Genomic DNA, 14,470 nt, shown 5'->3' with positions numbered 1-14,470 from the left:
GCACGAACCTTAACTGCCTGGAGCCGGGTTGCAAACCGGCAGTTCATTTTGCTGATCAGGGATTGAGACGACAGCCCTGACGCTCGCCCTGCCATTGGGCGCTGTTGCTACGGCCCATGCCGCTGGCACTGACGAGTTTTTGTGCAGCGTTATCGGTCAGCTCAGCGGGCAACCACTGCTTGACGTAACCCCGGCAGTATCCGGCGTCGTTGTTCATCACGTAGCGGCACGAACAATATTCCTTGGCGGTATAGGCGCTGATGATGTCCGGGAAAGCCCACAGGTTTTCGCGCTCGTGCCAGCCCCAGCCCAGCAGCACGACCAACAGCACCAGCAGGATTCGTCTGAACAGTTTCATGGCCGCACCGCCCCGAGCACGCGCTTGAGCAATTCGTTGTGGCGATAGCTGCCGTCGCGGTCGTCGGCGTAGCGTACGATCACCAGTTTTTCGCTCGGAATCACGTACAACGCCTGGCCCCAATGGCCGAGGGCGGCGAAGGTGTCGGGCGGTGCGTCGGGCCACGGAGAAGGCGCGCCATCCGCCGGGCGATTGAGCCACCATTGGCCGCCGGGCACGGCTTCGTCCTGATGAGCCTTGTAGCCGGCGAAGGGTTGGCGGTTGAAGGCGACCCAATCCCTGGGCAGCAACTGCCGGTCGTTCCAGCGTCCGTCACGCTCCATCAACAGGCCGATTCGCGCCAGATCCCGGGCCGTCATATAAGCGTAGGAAGAGGCGACGAAGGTGCCTGTGGCGTCGGTTTCCCAAGTGGCGTGGCGGATGCCCAGGGGATCGAAAAGTGCTGTCCACGGATAGTCCGGATAACGCTGTGGGCCGACGATGGTTTTCAGTGCGGCGGCCAACAGATTGCTGTCACCGCTGGAATAACGGAACGCCTGACCCGGTGGAGCGTAGCGGTCGTGATCGGCGGTGAAGGCGGCCATGTCGCGGTGGCCACGGGTGTAGAGCATCGCCACCACCGTGGATTTCAGCGGGGCGTATTCGTAATCTTCCTGCCAGTCGATGCCCGAGGCCCAGTGCAGCAGATCCTTGAGGGTGATGGCCGGGTGTTTTTCCAGCGCCGGGTAGAACGTTGCGGCCGAGTCCTCGAGCTTGAACAGGCCTTCGCCGTACGCCACGCCGAACACCGTGGCCATCAGGCTTTTGCTGATCGACCAGGTCAGGTGTGGAGTGTCGGCGGTGGTTGCGTCGCCATAGCGTTCATAGACGATCTGGCCGTCGCGGATCACCAGCAAGGCGTCGGTGCGGATGCCCTGGCGAGTGTCGTCGTCGCGGGCGGCAAAGGCGTAAGCCTCCAGTGCCTCGACGGCCTGGCCGTTGAGTTTCGGGCCGGTCGGCCACTGCTCGCCCGGCCATTGTTCGGCCTGAACCGTGAAGCTGATCAACAGCAGAAACAGGGACAGGCCTTTGAACATGGTGAGGGCTCTTGGGGAGAACCTGCTGAGGGTAGTCAGGGTTGATGACAGATTTGAGAATTTGGCCGCCCATGAAACCGCCATCGCTGGCAAGCCAGCTCCCACAGGGGTAGAGGATTGCCATTGATAGCCTGTACACCAGCGACTGTGTGGGAGCTGGCTTGCCAGCGATGAGGCCGGTCAGTCCAGCGCCAACGCCTTGGCCAGGCGTTTGGCCCGCGCGCCCGCCGCCAGTTGCATGACCGATTGATCGCGCTGCCACATCGCCGCCCACTCGGTATTGCCGTCACGCAGGGCCTGATCGACTTCCGCTTTGAGCCCGTCAAACTGCGCAAACAAGCCACCAAGCAACACATGCCCGGCGGGATTGTTCGGTGGCTGCCGACTGACTTCCGCACACCCGGCCAACAGCGCCAGCAAGCGCAATTGCAACGGCTGTGGCCAGCCGCTGTCCTGACCGACGCCGTACAACCAGGCAGTCATCGCGCTGAGCACATAGATATCTTCAAGGGTGCGGAACGGTTTGACGTAGGCATCCCAACCGTCCCCGGCGAGCAGCTCGCACAACGCTTCATCGAGATGCAGTCGGCCATGGCTGATGTCCGGCATCAGCGGCAGGGCCGGGAGCTTTTCCACCCGCACACCGGGCTCACCGGGATAGACCACCGCCAGGCTCAGGCGCGGTGATTCGCCGGGTTGCTCATTGCGTGCGGCGATCAGCAGCCAGTCCGCCGCATCGCCGGCGGTGACGAAATCCTTTTGCCCGGTGAGGCGCAGGTCCGTGAGCCGGGTCTGCATGTCCGCCGGGCGCAGGCTGCGCTGTTCAGTCGCACACAACGCACCGAGGCTTGGTGGCGCGCTTGGCCAGAGCATCCGCAACGCCGCCTGATAGCCCACCAGAAACGCCAGCCCCGGCGTCGCCATCCGCCGCCCGCCTGCCAACGCCAGTTCGAACGGCGTCACGCTGCCCAGTTGCTGCAGCAACGTGGCGAAGCCCTCCGCCAGATCGGCATCGGCGGGCAGGCGTTCGCGGCATTCAAGCAGGATCGACCAGGTCATCAGAGGCTCCTTGTGGGCTGTCATATAAGCATCACCAAACATTCATGGCGATGACACCGGGGCTACATAGCCTGACTTTGCACAACACGGCTGCATAAAGAAAGTCGATCGGCTGCAACCCATGACGGGTTCAAGGCCCGTACGGAGATTCACATGACTCAGATCGCCCGCATCAGCGACACCGGCAATGAACGCCGCCTGCAAGCCGAACGCCTGATCGGCGCCGAGGCCTTGCAGCAAGCCCAGGCCTTGCGCTTCAACGTGTTCAGCGGCGAGTTCAACGCCAAGCTGAACGGCGCGGAGCTGGGTCTGGACATGGATGACTATGATGTTCACTGCAGCCACATCGGCGTGCGTGACCTGAACACCGGCCGCCTGGTGGCAACCACCCGTTTGCTCGATCACGCTGCCGCCAGCAGCCTGGGCAAGTTCTACAGCGAAGAAGAATTCAGCCTGCACGGCCTCGCCGGCCTGCAAGGCCCGATCCTGGAAATCGGTCGCACCTGCGTCGACCCGGCCTACCGCAACGGCGGCACCATCGCCGTGCTGTGGGGCGAACTGGCCGAAGTCCTGAATCAGGGCGGCTACAGCTATCTGATGGGTTGCGCGAGCATCCCGATGCAGGACGGCGGCGTACAGGCCCACGCGATCATGCAGCGCCTGCGCGAGCGTTACCTGTGCACCGAACACCTGCGCGCCGAGCCGAAGAAGCCGCTGCCGAGCCTCGACATTCCATCGAACGTGATCGCCGAAATGCCACCGCTGCTCAAGGCCTACATGCGCCTGGGCGCGAAGATCTGCGGCGAGCCGTGCTGGGACGAGGACTTCCAGGTCGCCGACGTGTTCATCCTGCTCAAGCGCGACGAACTCTGCCCGCGTTACGCCAAACACTTCAAGGCGGCCGTGTGATGAGCCGGCTGCGGGTGTACGCGCGGATCGCGCGAGTGCTGCTGGTGGTGACGCTGGGCCTGAGCATGGCCAGTGTCTTCGGCGTTTTCGAACGCCTGGGGCTGGCCCACTCGATGGAACGTCGGCAGCGCTGGTCGCGGTTTTTCATGGCGCGCCTGAGCAATGCCCTGCCCTTTCGTGTGACCGTTCACGGCGAGCTGCCGAAACAGCCGATGCTGTGGGTCAGCAACCATGTGTCGTGGACCGACATTCCGTTGCTCGGCATGCTCACGCCGCTGTCGTTTCTGTCCAAGGCCGAAGTGCGCACCTGGCCGGTGGCCGGCTGGCTGGCGGCGAAGGCCGGCAGCCTGTTCATCCGTCGCGGTGCGGGCGACAGCCAGTTGATCCGCAAGCAGATGACCCGTCACCTGCAAACCGATCATCCGTTGCTGATGTTCCCGGAAGGCACCACCACCGATGGCCGTTCGCTGCGCACCTTTCATGGTCGCCTGCTGTCGGCGGCGATTGATTCCGAGGTGAAGCTGCAACCGGTGGCGATCCGTTATCTGCGCGAGGGCAAGATCGATTCGCTGGCGCCGTTCATTGGTGACGATGATCTGCTGTCGCACCTGATGCGTCTGTTCAGCAACGACTGCGGCGATGTCGAGATTCACCTGCTCAAGCCGATTGCCTGCCAGGGCCGGGAGCGCGCGGCGCTGGCGTTCGAGGCACAGCAGGCGGTGCAGAAAGCCTTGTTCGGCGATGTACTCAAACCGGTCAAAGCGCAACACGCCCGCGATCTGATCGCAGCCTGATCGGCGACTTCCGCCTACAGCTGCCGGCCGGCAAAGTCCTGCAGCTGTGGGTAGAACAAACGAAAGTCTTCGCTCAACGGTTCATACAACCGCCGCAAGTCCTCCATCGCCCCTGCCAGTTCTTCAGGTCGGGTCAGGCGCCGGGAGATCCCGCGCAACACCTGTTCCAGCACTTCGAATTGCTGATACGAACCCAACCAGTCATTGGCCACCATGTGCGGGACGATCTTCGCCAGGCGCTCGGGCAACTGCCGCTCGCTGGACAGCACACGGTAAACGTCGGAGGTGAACTGGGCGAGCGGGCGGTCGGCGTACAGCGTCCAGTCCCGGGCCAGGCAATGGTCGAAAAACACGTCGAGGACGATGCCCGCGTAACGACGGCGGGTCCTGGAGAACCGCGCCAGTGAGACATCCACCAGCGGGTGGCGATCGGTGAACACGTCGATCTGCCGATGCAGGGCAATCGCCGCTTCGATCTCCGGGTCGAACTGCCCTTGCAGCCGCCCTTTGACGAAATCGCCATACAGACTGCCAAGCAGTTGACCGGGACGCTGGCCACCGAGGTGTAAATGTGCGAGATAGTTCATGGGCGCAGCTTAGCACCGCGCCCGCGTTTGTTTACACCTCACATATCGTTATAACCCGATATACCGATTTATGCGGTCATCAGATCAAATTCATATTGGTATATCGCGAAGTACCGATTTAAAGTTCGCCCCATCGCGATATAGCGCTACACACATCTTGAGCACCCAGCCATGAACATTGACCTCGACGAAATAATAAAAGCCCTGGCACACCCAGTACGGCGAGACATCCTCAACTGGCTGAAAGACCCGAAAGCCGAGTTTCCGGAACAGATCCACAACCACGAGTACGGCATCTGTGCCGGGCAGATCGATCAACGCTGCGGCCTGTCGCAATCGACCGTTTCCGCCCACCTGGCCACCCTGCAACGGGCCGGGCTGATCAGCAGTCAGAAAGCCGGCCAGTGGCACTTTTTCAAACGCAACGAGGACGTGATCCAGGCGTTCCTCAGCACCCTCAGCAAAGAGCTCTGACCCTTAACGTCAGCCAGCCAAAAGGAACAAACGATGCCCCTCTCACTATTCATACTCGCCTTGAGCGCCTTCGCCATCGGCACCACCGAGTTCGTCATCATGGGCCTGCTGCCTGATGTGGCGGCCGACCTCGGTGTGTCGATCCCCGGCGCCGGCTGGCTGGTGACCGGTTACGCTCTGGGCGTGGCCATCGGTGCACCGTTCATGGCAATGGCCACTGCACGACTGCCGCGCAAGGCTGCACTGGTGGCGTTGATGGGCATCTTCATTATCGGCAACCTGCTTTGCGCGATCGCCAGTGACTACAACGTGCTGATGTTCGCCCGAGTGGTTACCGCTCTCTGCCACGGTGCGTTCTTCGGCATCGGTTCGGTGGTCGCGGCCAACCTGGTCGCTCCGAACAAACGCGCCTCGGCCGTGGCCCTGATGTTCACCGGCCTGACCCTGGCCAACGTGCTGGGCGTACCGCTGGGCACCGCCCTCGGTCAGGAAGCCGGCTGGCGCTCGACCTTCTGGGCAGTGACCGTGATCGGTGTGATCGCGCTGATCGGCCTGATCCGCTTCCTGCCCGCCAAGCGTGACGAAGAAAAACTCGACATGCGCGCCGAACTGGCCGCGCTCAAAGGCGCCGGTATCTGGCTGTCGCTGAGCATGACCGCGCTGTTTGCCGCCTCGGTATTCACCCTGTTCACTTACGTCGCACCGCTGCTGGGCGATGTCACCGGCGTCTCGCCCCGTGGCGTGACCTGGACCCTGATGCTCATCGGCCTGGGCCTGACCGTCGGCAACATCATCGGCGGCAAACTGGCCGACAGGGGCCTGGCCGCGACGCTGATCGGCGTGTTCATCGCGATGGCCGTGACCTCCACGGTACTGACCTGGACCAGCATCGCGCTGATCCCGACCGAGATCACTCTGTTCCTCTGGGCCACCGCGTGCTTCGCCGCCGTGCCGGCCCTGCAAGTGAACGTCGTGACCTACGGCCAGGCCGCACCGAACCTGGTGTCGACCCTGAACATCGGCGCCTTCAACGTCGGCAACGCCCTCGGCGCCTGGGTCGGCGGCAGCGTCATCGCCCACGGCTACGGCCTGACCAGCGTGCCTCTCGCCGCTGCGGCGCTGGCGGTCCTCGCGCTGCTGGTGACCCTGATCACATTCCGCCAGAACGGCAATCCCGAACTGGCCACCGCTAACTGATTCACTCACTTACCTCACGAGGGTTGTATCTCATGGCAACGATTTTCGATCCGATCAAACTGGGCGACCTCGAGCTGTCCAACCGCATCATCATGGCGCCGCTGACCCGCTGCCGCGCCGACGAAGGCCGCGTACCCAACGCGCTGATGGCCGAGTACTACGTACAACGCGCTTCGGCCGGCCTGATCATCAGCGAAGCCACCTCGGTGACCCCGATGGGTGTCGGCTACCCGGACACCCCGGGCATCTGGTCCAACGACCAGGTGCGCGGCTGGACCAACGTGACCAAGGCCGTTCACGCAGCCGGCGGCAAGATCGTTCTGCAACTGTGGCACGTCGGCCGGATCTCCCACCCGTCGTACCTGAACGGCGAAGCGCCGGTTGCACCGAGCGCCATCCAGCCAGAAGGCCACGTCAGCCTGGTTCGCCCGCTGGCCGACTATCCAACCCCTCGTGCGCTGGAAACCGCTGAAATCGCCGACATCGTCGACGCCTACCGCGTCGGCGCGGAAAACGCCAAGGCGGCCGGTTTCGACGGTGTGGAAATCCACGGCGCCAACGGCTACCTGCTCGACCAGTTCCTGCAAAGCAGCACCAACCAACGCACCGACCAATACGGCGGCTCCCTGGAAAACCGTGCCCGCCTGCTGCTGGAAGTGACTGACGCGGCAATCGAAGTCTGGGGCGCCGGCCGTGTCGGTGTGCACCTGGCTCCGCGCGCCGACTCCCATGACATGGGCGACGACAACCTGGCCGAAACCTTCACCTACGTCGCTCGCGAACTGGGCAAGCGTGGCATTGCCTTCATCTGCTCCCGCGAGAAAGAAGGCGCCGACAGCCTCGGCCCGCAACTGAAAGAAGCCTTCGGCGGCGCATACATCGCCAACGAACGTTTCACCAAGGAAAGCGCCAACGCCTGGCTGGCAGCGGGCAAGGCTGATGCTGTGGCATTCGGTATCCCGTTCATTGCCAACCCGGACTTGCCGGCTCGCCTGAAGGCCGACGCGCCGCTGAACGAACCGCACCCGGAAACGTTCTACGGCAAAGGTGCGGTCGGTTACCTCGACTACCCGACTCTGTAAGCCATACCGCAGAAACGCAAAAGCCCCCGACTCGCGAGAGTCGGGGGCTTTTTATTGGTCGCTGGGTGGGCGGCCGTTCACATTCGTTCACAGGCTCGACACAAAATCCCTACAAAATACGTAGCTCGCTACATATCAACCCGCGCCGCAGAGGTATATAAAAGCATCCCATTGCAGCGGGGCGAGTGAACACGGACCTTCATCCGCATCCTTCATTGACACAAACTGATCCAATAACGAATTTTGTTTCATTTGCGCAGGCTGGGGCTCAGGCGCAGCATGTCCAGCCCGGTATCGACCCAGCGCTCGGCCTCGGCGTAGAGTTCGAAGCTGTCCGGCGCCAGGAGCCATCCATAGAGAAGGCCGTCGATATAGGCGTGAATGCTGATGGCTGCCCGGGCAGTGTCGAGGTCTGCCGGCAGCTGCCCACGATTGACCGCATTACTCAATGTCAGCGCGATCCGCACATTGCAATCGAGGCTGGCGGTCCGGCGCTGCTGGCGCAGATCGCACATTTCATCGGTGAACTCGCACTTATGAAACAGAATTTCGTTGATGCGCCGGGTTTTTGGGTCCAGCGCAATTTGATGAAACAAATGAATCAGCAACTTGCGCATGCAGCCCAGCGGATCGGGTTCGTCCTCGCTTTCGCTGGCCTTTGCCAGTTCATCCAGCGGTTCCTTCAGCGTATCGAGCATCGCCTGCAACAGATCGGCCTTGTTGCTGAAGTGCCAGTAGATGGCGCCGCGCGTTACACCCGCAAGGCTCGCAATGTCGGACAGCGTCGTACGGGCCACGCCCCTTTCATAGAAAGCTTTCTCGGCGGCTTCCAGAATCTGGCTTCGCGTTTCCTGAGCTTCCTCTTTGGTGCGACGAACCATGGCAGTAAAACCTCAAACAGGATGTTTCAGGGATGGCTGAATATCCGCTGAATAAAAAGGGGTGAATCTCTCGCGGATCGACTCCCCGGCCTACAATTTCAGACCTTGCCACGACTTTTGTAACCGGTTGGGTACGCAGCCAAGGTGTTTACAAACAACCATGAACGTAAGTATATTCATTAGCAAGCTACTTATCCACCCGGTAACCCTTTTTTACCCTTCCACACTTCTTGTGCGCTTTTCGCGCGCCTGACCCGAGGATCTTCATGCAATTCAAGCCAGCTGTTACCGCTCTGGTCACTGCCGTCGCCCTGGCATCGCTGCTCAGCGGATGTAAAAAGGAAGAGGCGGCTCCCGCCGCACCACCTCCTCAGGTCGGCGTCGTCACCCTGCAACCACAAGCCTTTACCCTGACTTCCGAACTGCCGGGCCGCACTAGTGCGTTCCGCATCGCCGAAGTTCGTCCGCAGGTCAACGGCATCATTCTCAAGCGTCTGTTCAAGGAAGGCGGCGATGTCAAAGCCGGCCAGCAGCTGTATCAGATCGATCCGTCGGTCTATGAAGCGACCCTGAAAAGCGCCGAAGCCAACCTGCGCTCGACCAAGTCGATCTCCGACCGCTACAAGCAACTGGTCGACGAGCAGGCGGTAAGCCGTCAGGAATACGACACCGCCGTGGCCAACCGCCTGCAATCGGAAGCGTCGTTGCAGAGCGCACAGATCAACGTGCGCTACACCAAGGTCTACGCGCCGATCTCCGGTCGTATTGGCCGCTCTTCGGTGACCGAGGGCGCGCTGGTCAGCAGCGGCCAGACCGACGCGATGGCCGTGATCCAGCAACTGGACCCGATCTATGTCGACGTCACCCAGTCCTCGGTCGAGTTGCTGGAACTGCGTCGCGAACTGGAAAGTGGCCGCCTGCAGAAGGCCGGCGACAATGCCGCCGCGGTCAAGCTGACACTGGAAGACGGCAGCCAGTACAAGCTCGACGGTAAGCTGGAATTCTCCGAAGTGTCGGTCGACCCGACCACTGGCTCCGTGACGCTGCGCGCCGTGTTCCCGAATCCGGATCACACCCTGTTGCCGGGCATGTTCGTTCGCGCCCAGTTGCAGGCCGGCGTCAACGCTGCGGCCATTCTGGCGCCGCAACAAGGCGTGACCCGTGACCTCAAGGGCACCCCGACCGCGCTGGTCGTGGGTGCGGACAACAAGGTCGAACTGCGTCAGCTCAAGGCCAGCCGTACCGTCGGCAGCCAGTGGCTGATCGAAGACGGCCTGAAAGCCGGCGATCGCCTGATCACCGAAGGGCTGCAATTCGTGCGTCCAGGTGTTCAGGTCAACCCGACCGAAGCGACCAACGTAGCCAAGAACCCGGCACCCGCCAAGGCAGCTGACAAGGCCTACGGCGGCAAAGGGGAGTAACTCATGTCGAAATTTTTTATCGACCGTCCGATTTTCGCCTGGGTAATTGCCCTGGTGATCATGCTGGTCGGGGCTCTATCGATCCTCAAGTTGCCGATCAACCAGTACCCGAGCATTGCGCCACCGGCGATTGCGATTTCCGTGACCTACCCGGGTGCTTCGGCACAGACGGTTCAGGACACCGTGGTGCAGGTCATCGAGCAACAGCTCAACGGTATCGACAACCTGCGTTATGTGTCCTCGGAAAGTAACTCCGACGGCAGCATGACCATCACCGCGACCTTCGAGCAAGGCACCAACTCCGACACCGCGCAGGTTCAGGTCCAGAACAAGCTGAACCTGGCCACCCCGCTGCTGCCGCAGGAAGTGCAGCAACAGGGTATCCGCGTGACCAAGGCAGTGAAGAACTTCCTGCTGGTGATCGGCGTGGTGTCGCGTGACGGCAGCATGACCAAGGACGACCTGTCCAACTACATCGTGTCGAACATGCAGGACCCGATTTCCCGGACCGCCGGTGTCGGTGACTTCCAGGTCTTCGGTGCCCAGTACGCGATGCGCATCTGGCTCGACCCGGCCAAACTGAACAACTACAACCTGACCCCGGCCGATGTCAGTGCCGCGATCTCGGCGCAGAACGTTCAGATTTCCTCCGGTCAGCTCGGCGGTCTGCCGGCGCTGCCAGGCCAGCAACTGAACGCCACGATCATCGGCAAGACCCGTCTGCAGACCGCCGAGCAGTTCAAGGCGATTCTGCTGAAGGTCAACCAGGATGGCTCGCAAGTCCGTATCGGTGACGTCGCCGATGTCGGTCTGGGTGGTGAAAACTCCAGTATCGCGGCGCAGTTCAACGGCAAACCGGCCTCCGGTCTGGCGGTAAAACTGGCCAACGGTGCCAACGCCCTCGACACCGCAAAAGCCCTGCGCAAGACGATTGACGACCTCAAGCCGTTCTTCCCGCAAGGCATGGAAGTCGTGTTCCCGTACGACACCACCCCGGTGGTGACCGAGTCGATCAAGGGCGTGGTTGAAACCCTGGTCGAAGCGATCGTGCTGGTGTTCCTGGTGATGTTCCTGTTCCTGCAGAACTTCCGCGCGACCGTCATCACCACGATGACCGTGCCGGTGGTACTGCTCGGTACGTTCGGCATCCTCGCGGCCGCCGGTTTCAGCATCAACACCCTGACCATGTTCGGTATGGTATTGGCCATCGGCTTGCTGGTGGACGACGCCATCGTCGTGGTGGAGAACGTCGAGCGGGTGATGGCCGAAGAAGGCCTGTCACCGAAGGAAGCCACCAAGAAGTCCATGGGCCAGATCCAGGGCGCCCTGGTCGGTATCGCCCTCGTACTGTCGGCGGTATTGCTGCCGATGGCGTTCTTCAGCGGTTCCACCGGTGTGATCTACCGTCAGTTCTCGATCACCATCGTCTCGGCCATGGCCCTGTCGGTAATGGTTGCGCTGATCTTCACCCCGGCGCTCTGCGCCACCATGCTCAAGGCGATTCCGAAAGGCGAGCACGGCACGCCGAAAAAAGGTTTCTTCGGCTGGTTCAACCGCAACTTCGACCGTAGCGTTCGCAGCTACGAGCGCGGTGTCGGCAACATCCTGCAACGCAAGGCTCCGTACCTGCTGGCCTACCTGCTGATCGTGGTCGGCATGATCTGGCTGTTCACCCGCATTCCAACGGCGTTCCTGCCGGAAGAAGACCAGGGCGTACTGTTCGCCCAGGTGCAGACCCCAGCCGGTTCCAGTGCCGAGCGCACGCAGGTGGTGATCGACGAAATGCGCTCCTACCTGCTGGACAAAGAATCCAGCTCGGTAGCCTCGGTGTTCACCGTGAACGGCTTCAACTTCGCCGGTCGCGGCCAGAGCTCGGGTCTGGCGTTCATCATGCTCAAGCCATGGCACGAGCGTGACGCGAGCAACAGCGTGTTCGCCCTGGCTCAACGCGCCCAGCAGCACTTCTTCAGCTTCCGCGACGCGATGGTGTTTGCCTTTGCCCCGCCGGCCGTACTGGAGCTGGGTAACGCCACCGGTTTCGACGTATTCCTGCAGGACCGCGCCGGTATCGGTCACGAAAAACTGATGGAAGCCCGTAACCAGTTCCTCGGTATGGCGGCGCAAAGCAAGGTGCTCTACCAGGTGCGTCCGAACGGTCTGAACGACGAGCCGCAATACCACCTGGAAATCGACGACGAGAAGGCCCGTGCCCTGGGCTTGAGCCTGTCCGACATCAACAGCACCCTGTCGATCTCCTTCGGTAGTAGCTACGTCAACGACTTCATCGACCGCGGCCGTGTGAAGAAGGTTTACGTGCAGGGTCAGGCCGGCGCTCGCATGAGCCCTGAAGACCTGAAGAAGTGGTACGTGCGCAACAGCGCCGGCACCATGGTTCCGTTCTCCGCGTTCGCCAAGGGCGAGTGGATCTACGGTTCGCCGAAACTGGCGCGTTACAACGGTGTGGAAGCGATGGAGATCCTCGGTTCTCCGGCGCCGGGTTACTCCACCGGTGAAGCGATGGCCGAAGTCGAGGCGATTGCCAAGAAGCTGCCGGCCGGCGTGGGTATCTCGTGGACCGGTCTGTCGTACGAAGAGCGACTGTCCGGCTCTCAGGCTCCGGCGCTGTACGCCCTGTCGCTGCTGATGGTGTTCCTGTGTCTGGCGGCGCTGTATGAAAGCTGGTCGATTCCGATCGCGGTCATGCTCGTGGTGCCACTGGGGATCATCGGTGCGCTGATGGCCACCAGCCTTCGCGGTCTGTCGAACGACGTGTACTTCCAGGTGGGTCTGTTGACGACCATTGGTCTGGCGGCTAAAAACGCCATTCTGATCGTCGAATTCGCCAAGGAACTGCACGAGCAGGGACGCAGTCTGCGCGATGCGGCCATTGAAGCCTGCCGCATGCGTCTGCGACCGATCATCATGACGTCGCTGGCCTTCATCCTCGGTGTTGTACCGTTGGCTATCTCCACCGGCGCAGGCTCGGGCAGTCAACACGCGATCGGTACCGGCGTGATTGGCGGTATGCTCACCGCAACGATCCTGGCGATCTTCTGGGTCCCACTGTTCTTCGTCACTGTGTCGTCCATGGGTCAGCGCAAAAACGCCGACAAGGATGACACCATCGAAACTCCTAAAGAGGCTGGCCAATGAGCAAGTCGCTACTCTCCATCGCAGTCGCCGCGTTCGTGCTGAGCGGTTGCTCGCTGATACCGGATTATCAGCAGCCTGAAGCACCGGTGGCTGCGCAATTCCCGCAGGGCCCGGCGTACTCGCCGGCCGAGGCACCGGCGCAGGCCGCTGCCGAACAGGGCTGGAAGCAGTTTTTCCATGACCCTGCCCTGCAGCAGCTGATCCAGGTCGCCCTGGAAAACAACCGCGACCTGCGTGTCGCGGCGCTGAACATCGACGCCTACGCGGCTCAATACCGCATCCAGCGTGCCGATCTGTTCCCGGCCGTGTCGGCCAATGCCAGCGGCAGCCGTCAGCGGGTTCCGGCCCGTGCGTCGCAGACCGGTGAAGCGAACATCAACAGTTCCTACTCCGCTACCGTCGGCATCAGCGCCTACGAACTCGACCTGTTTGGTCGGGTTCGCAGCCTGAGTGAACAAGCGCTGCAACAATACTTCGCCACCGAAGAAGCGCGCCGCAGCACCCAGATCAGTCTGGTGGCCAGCGTGGCCAATGCCTACCTGACCTGGCAGGCCGACAAGGAACTGCTCAAGCTGACTCAGGACACCCTCGGTGCCTTCGAGGAAAGCTACAAGCTGACCAGCCGCAGCAATGAAGTCGGTGTGGCTTCGGCGCTGGACCTGGCACAGTCGCGCACTTCGGTCGAGAACGCCCGGGCTCAACTGGCGCGTTATACCCGCCAGGTCGCCCAGGACGAAAACAGCCTGACCCTGCTACTCGGCACCGGTGTGCCGGCCAACCTGCAAGCGGCCAAACCGCTGTCGGATGACCTGCTGGCCGACGTGCCGGCCGGCCTGCCGTCGGATCTGCTGCAACGTCGTCCGGACATCCTTCAGGCCGAATACAACCTGAAGGCGGCCAACGCCAACATCGGCGCGGCCCGCGCAGCGTTCTTCCCGAGCATCAGCCTGACCGCCAACGCGGGCAGCCTGAGCCCGGACCTGTCCGGCCTGTTCAAGGGCGGTTCGGGTACGTGGCTGTTCCAGCCGCAGATCAACCTGCCGATCTTCAACGCCGGCAGCCTGCGCGCCAGCCTCGACTACGCCAAGATCCAGAAGGACATTGGCGTGGCGAACTACGAGAAGTCCATTCAAACGGCCTTCCAGGAAGTCGCCGATGGCCTGGCCGCGCGCCAGACCTACACCGAGCAGTTGCAGGCCCAGCGTGATTTCGTCGCTGCCAACCAGGACTACTACCGTCTGGCCGAGCGTCGCTATCGCATCGGCGTCGACAGCAACCTGACCTTCCTCGATGCCCAGCGTCAGCTGTTCAGTGCCCAACAAGCCCTGATCACCGACCGCCTCGCGCAGCTGACCAGTGCGGTCAACCTGTACAAGGCACTGGGCGGTGGCTGGAATGCGCAGACCGCGCAGAACGAGCCGCTGAAAGAAGAAGCGCCGAAGATGAAGTTGTTCTGACTCAAAAAAAGCCCACTAAACA

13 protein-coding genes are annotated in these 14,470 nt (G+C 62.0%); 8 read left to right on the top strand and 5 right to left on the bottom strand.

Annotated elements, in window-relative coordinates; genetic code table 11:
• Positions 1–55: 55 nt before the first annotated feature.
• The 3 genes from I5961_RS06565 to I5961_RS06555 all read right to left on the bottom strand — a co-directional run bounded on the left by I5961_RS06565 (position 56) and on the right by I5961_RS06555 (position 2,493).
• Positions 56–358, bottom strand: coding sequence for an amidase (locus tag I5961_RS06565; RefSeq protein ID WP_085697468.1), 303 nt, complete (start codon positions 356–358; stop codon positions 56–58).
• Positions 355–1,434, bottom strand: coding sequence for a serine hydrolase domain-containing protein (locus I5961_RS06560; RefSeq protein WP_227234690.1), 1,080 nt, complete (start codon positions 1,432–1,434; stop codon positions 355–357). Before I5961_RS06560 ends, I5961_RS06565 begins: the two co-directional genes overlap by 4 nt.
• A gap of 180 nt (positions 1,435–1,614) precedes the next feature.
• Complete coding sequence (locus tag I5961_RS06555) at positions 1,615–2,493, bottom strand: acyl-CoA dehydrogenase family protein (RefSeq protein WP_227234688.1); 879 nt, start codon at positions 2,491–2,493, stop codon at positions 1,615–1,617.
• Positions 2,494–2,646: 153 nt separating this feature from the next.
• On the opposite strand from I5961_RS06555, the gene olsB reads away from it, so the two are divergent.
• Positions 2,647–3,402 carry an L-ornithine N(alpha)-acyltransferase gene (gene olsB, locus I5961_RS06550; protein ID WP_227234687.1) on the top strand — a complete coding sequence of 252 codons (756 nt, stop codon included), beginning with the start codon at positions 2,647–2,649 and terminating at the stop codon, positions 3,400–3,402.
• Positions 3,402–4,196 (top strand): lysophospholipid acyltransferase family protein, encoded by a 795-nt coding sequence (locus I5961_RS06545; protein ID WP_227234685.1) that lies wholly within the window; start codon positions 3,402–3,404, stop codon positions 4,194–4,196. Before olsB ends, I5961_RS06545 begins: the two co-directional genes overlap by 1 nt.
• A 14-nt stretch (positions 4,197–4,210) precedes the next feature.
• On the opposite strand, the gene I5961_RS06540 is transcribed toward I5961_RS06545, so the two are convergent.
• Positions 4,211–4,783: an ACP phosphodiesterase gene (locus tag I5961_RS06540; RefSeq protein ID WP_085702663.1), complete on the bottom strand. Its 573-nt coding sequence runs from the start codon at positions 4,781–4,783 to the stop codon at positions 4,211–4,213.
• A 171-nt stretch (positions 4,784–4,954) separates the two neighbouring features.
• Here I5961_RS06540 and I5961_RS06535 point away from each other — a divergent pair, with 171 nt between their 5' ends.
• Genes I5961_RS06535 through I5961_RS06525 form a run of 3 tightly spaced genes read left to right on the top strand, consistent with a single transcriptional unit; the run spans position 4,955 to position 7,536 of the window.
• Positions 4,955–5,257: an ArsR/SmtB family transcription factor gene (locus I5961_RS06535; protein WP_065257584.1), complete on the top strand. Its 303-nt coding sequence runs from the start codon at positions 4,955–4,957 to the stop codon at positions 5,255–5,257.
• A 33-nt stretch (positions 5,258–5,290) separates the two neighbouring features.
• On the top strand, positions 5,291–6,454 hold the full coding sequence (locus I5961_RS06530; protein ID WP_085697462.1) for an MFS transporter: 1,164 nt from the start codon (positions 5,291–5,293) through the stop codon (positions 6,452–6,454).
• A 32-nt stretch (positions 6,455–6,486) separates the two neighbouring features.
• Positions 6,487–7,536, top strand: coding sequence for an alkene reductase (locus I5961_RS06525; RefSeq protein WP_227234684.1), 1,050 nt, complete (start codon positions 6,487–6,489; stop codon positions 7,534–7,536).
• A 248-nt stretch (positions 7,537–7,784) separates the two neighbouring features.
• Here the strand turns inward: I5961_RS06525 and emhR are convergent, their stop codons facing one another.
• Entirely contained in the window at positions 7,785–8,417 is a 633-nt protein-coding gene (gene emhR, locus I5961_RS06520) for an efflux system transcriptional repressor EmhR (RefSeq protein WP_085697460.1), read from the bottom strand.
• Positions 8,418–8,683: 266 nt separating this feature from the next.
• Here emhR and emhA point away from each other — a divergent pair, with 266 nt between their 5' ends.
• Genes emhA through emhC form a run of 3 tightly spaced genes read left to right on the top strand, consistent with a single transcriptional unit; the run spans position 8,684 to position 14,448 of the window.
• Positions 8,684–9,838, top strand: coding sequence for an efflux RND transporter periplasmic adaptor subunit EmhA (gene emhA, locus I5961_RS06515; protein WP_227234683.1), 1,155 nt, complete (start codon positions 8,684–8,686; stop codon positions 9,836–9,838).
• Between the two features lie 3 nt (positions 9,839–9,841).
• Entirely contained in the window at positions 9,842–12,991 is a 3,150-nt protein-coding gene (gene emhB / locus I5961_RS06510) for an efflux RND transporter permease subunit EmhB (protein ID WP_227234681.1), read from the top strand.
• Entirely contained in the window at positions 12,988–14,448 is a 1,461-nt protein-coding gene (gene emhC, locus I5961_RS06505) for an efflux RND transporter outer membrane subunit EmhC (protein WP_227234679.1), read from the top strand. Before emhB ends, emhC begins: the two co-directional genes overlap by 4 nt.
• The last annotated feature ends 22 nt before the right edge of the window (positions 14,449–14,470 follow it).

It is taken from the genome of Pseudomonas sp. IAC-BECa141 (assembly GCF_020544405.1).
Taxonomy (GTDB): Bacteria; Pseudomonadota; Gammaproteobacteria; order Pseudomonadales; family Pseudomonadaceae; genus Aquipseudomonas.
Note: the sequence above shows the minus strand (reverse complement) of the source record. Positions and strands in the feature narration are given on the sequence as shown.

Bases quoted from the DNA above. Each gene is read 5' to 3' on its own strand.
- I5961_RS06565 (WP_085697468.1), bottom strand. From the start codon at position 358: ATGAAACTGTTCAGACGAATCCTGCTGGTGCTGTTGGTCGTGCTGCTG.
- I5961_RS06560 (WP_227234690.1), bottom strand. From the start codon at position 1,434: ATGTTCAAAGGCCTGTCCCTGTTTCTGCTGTTGATCAGCTTCACGGTT.
- I5961_RS06555 (WP_227234688.1), bottom strand. From the start codon at position 2,493: ATGACCTGGTCGATCCTGCTTGAATGCCGCGAACGCCTGCCCGCCGAT.
- olsB (WP_227234687.1), top strand. From the start codon at position 2,647: ATGACTCAGATCGCCCGCATCAGCGACACCGGCAATGAACGCCGCCTG.
- I5961_RS06545 (WP_227234685.1), top strand. From the start codon at position 3,402: ATGAGCCGGCTGCGGGTGTACGCGCGGATCGCGCGAGTGCTGCTGGTG.
- I5961_RS06540 (WP_085702663.1), bottom strand. From the start codon at position 4,783: ATGAACTATCTCGCACATTTACACCTCGGTGGCCAGCGTCCCGGTCAA.
- I5961_RS06535 (WP_065257584.1), top strand. From the start codon at position 4,955: ATGAACATTGACCTCGACGAAATAATAAAAGCCCTGGCACACCCAGTA.
- I5961_RS06530 (WP_085697462.1), top strand. From the start codon at position 5,291: ATGCCCCTCTCACTATTCATACTCGCCTTGAGCGCCTTCGCCATCGGC.
- I5961_RS06525 (WP_227234684.1), top strand. From the start codon at position 6,487: ATGGCAACGATTTTCGATCCGATCAAACTGGGCGACCTCGAGCTGTCC.
- emhR (WP_085697460.1), bottom strand. From the start codon at position 8,417: ATGGTTCGTCGCACCAAAGAGGAAGCTCAGGAAACGCGAAGCCAGATT.
- emhA (WP_227234683.1), top strand. From the start codon at position 8,684: ATGCAATTCAAGCCAGCTGTTACCGCTCTGGTCACTGCCGTCGCCCTG.
- emhB (WP_227234681.1), top strand. From the start codon at position 9,842: ATGTCGAAATTTTTTATCGACCGTCCGATTTTCGCCTGGGTAATTGCC.
- emhC (WP_227234679.1), top strand. From the start codon at position 12,988: ATGAGCAAGTCGCTACTCTCCATCGCAGTCGCCGCGTTCGTGCTGAGC.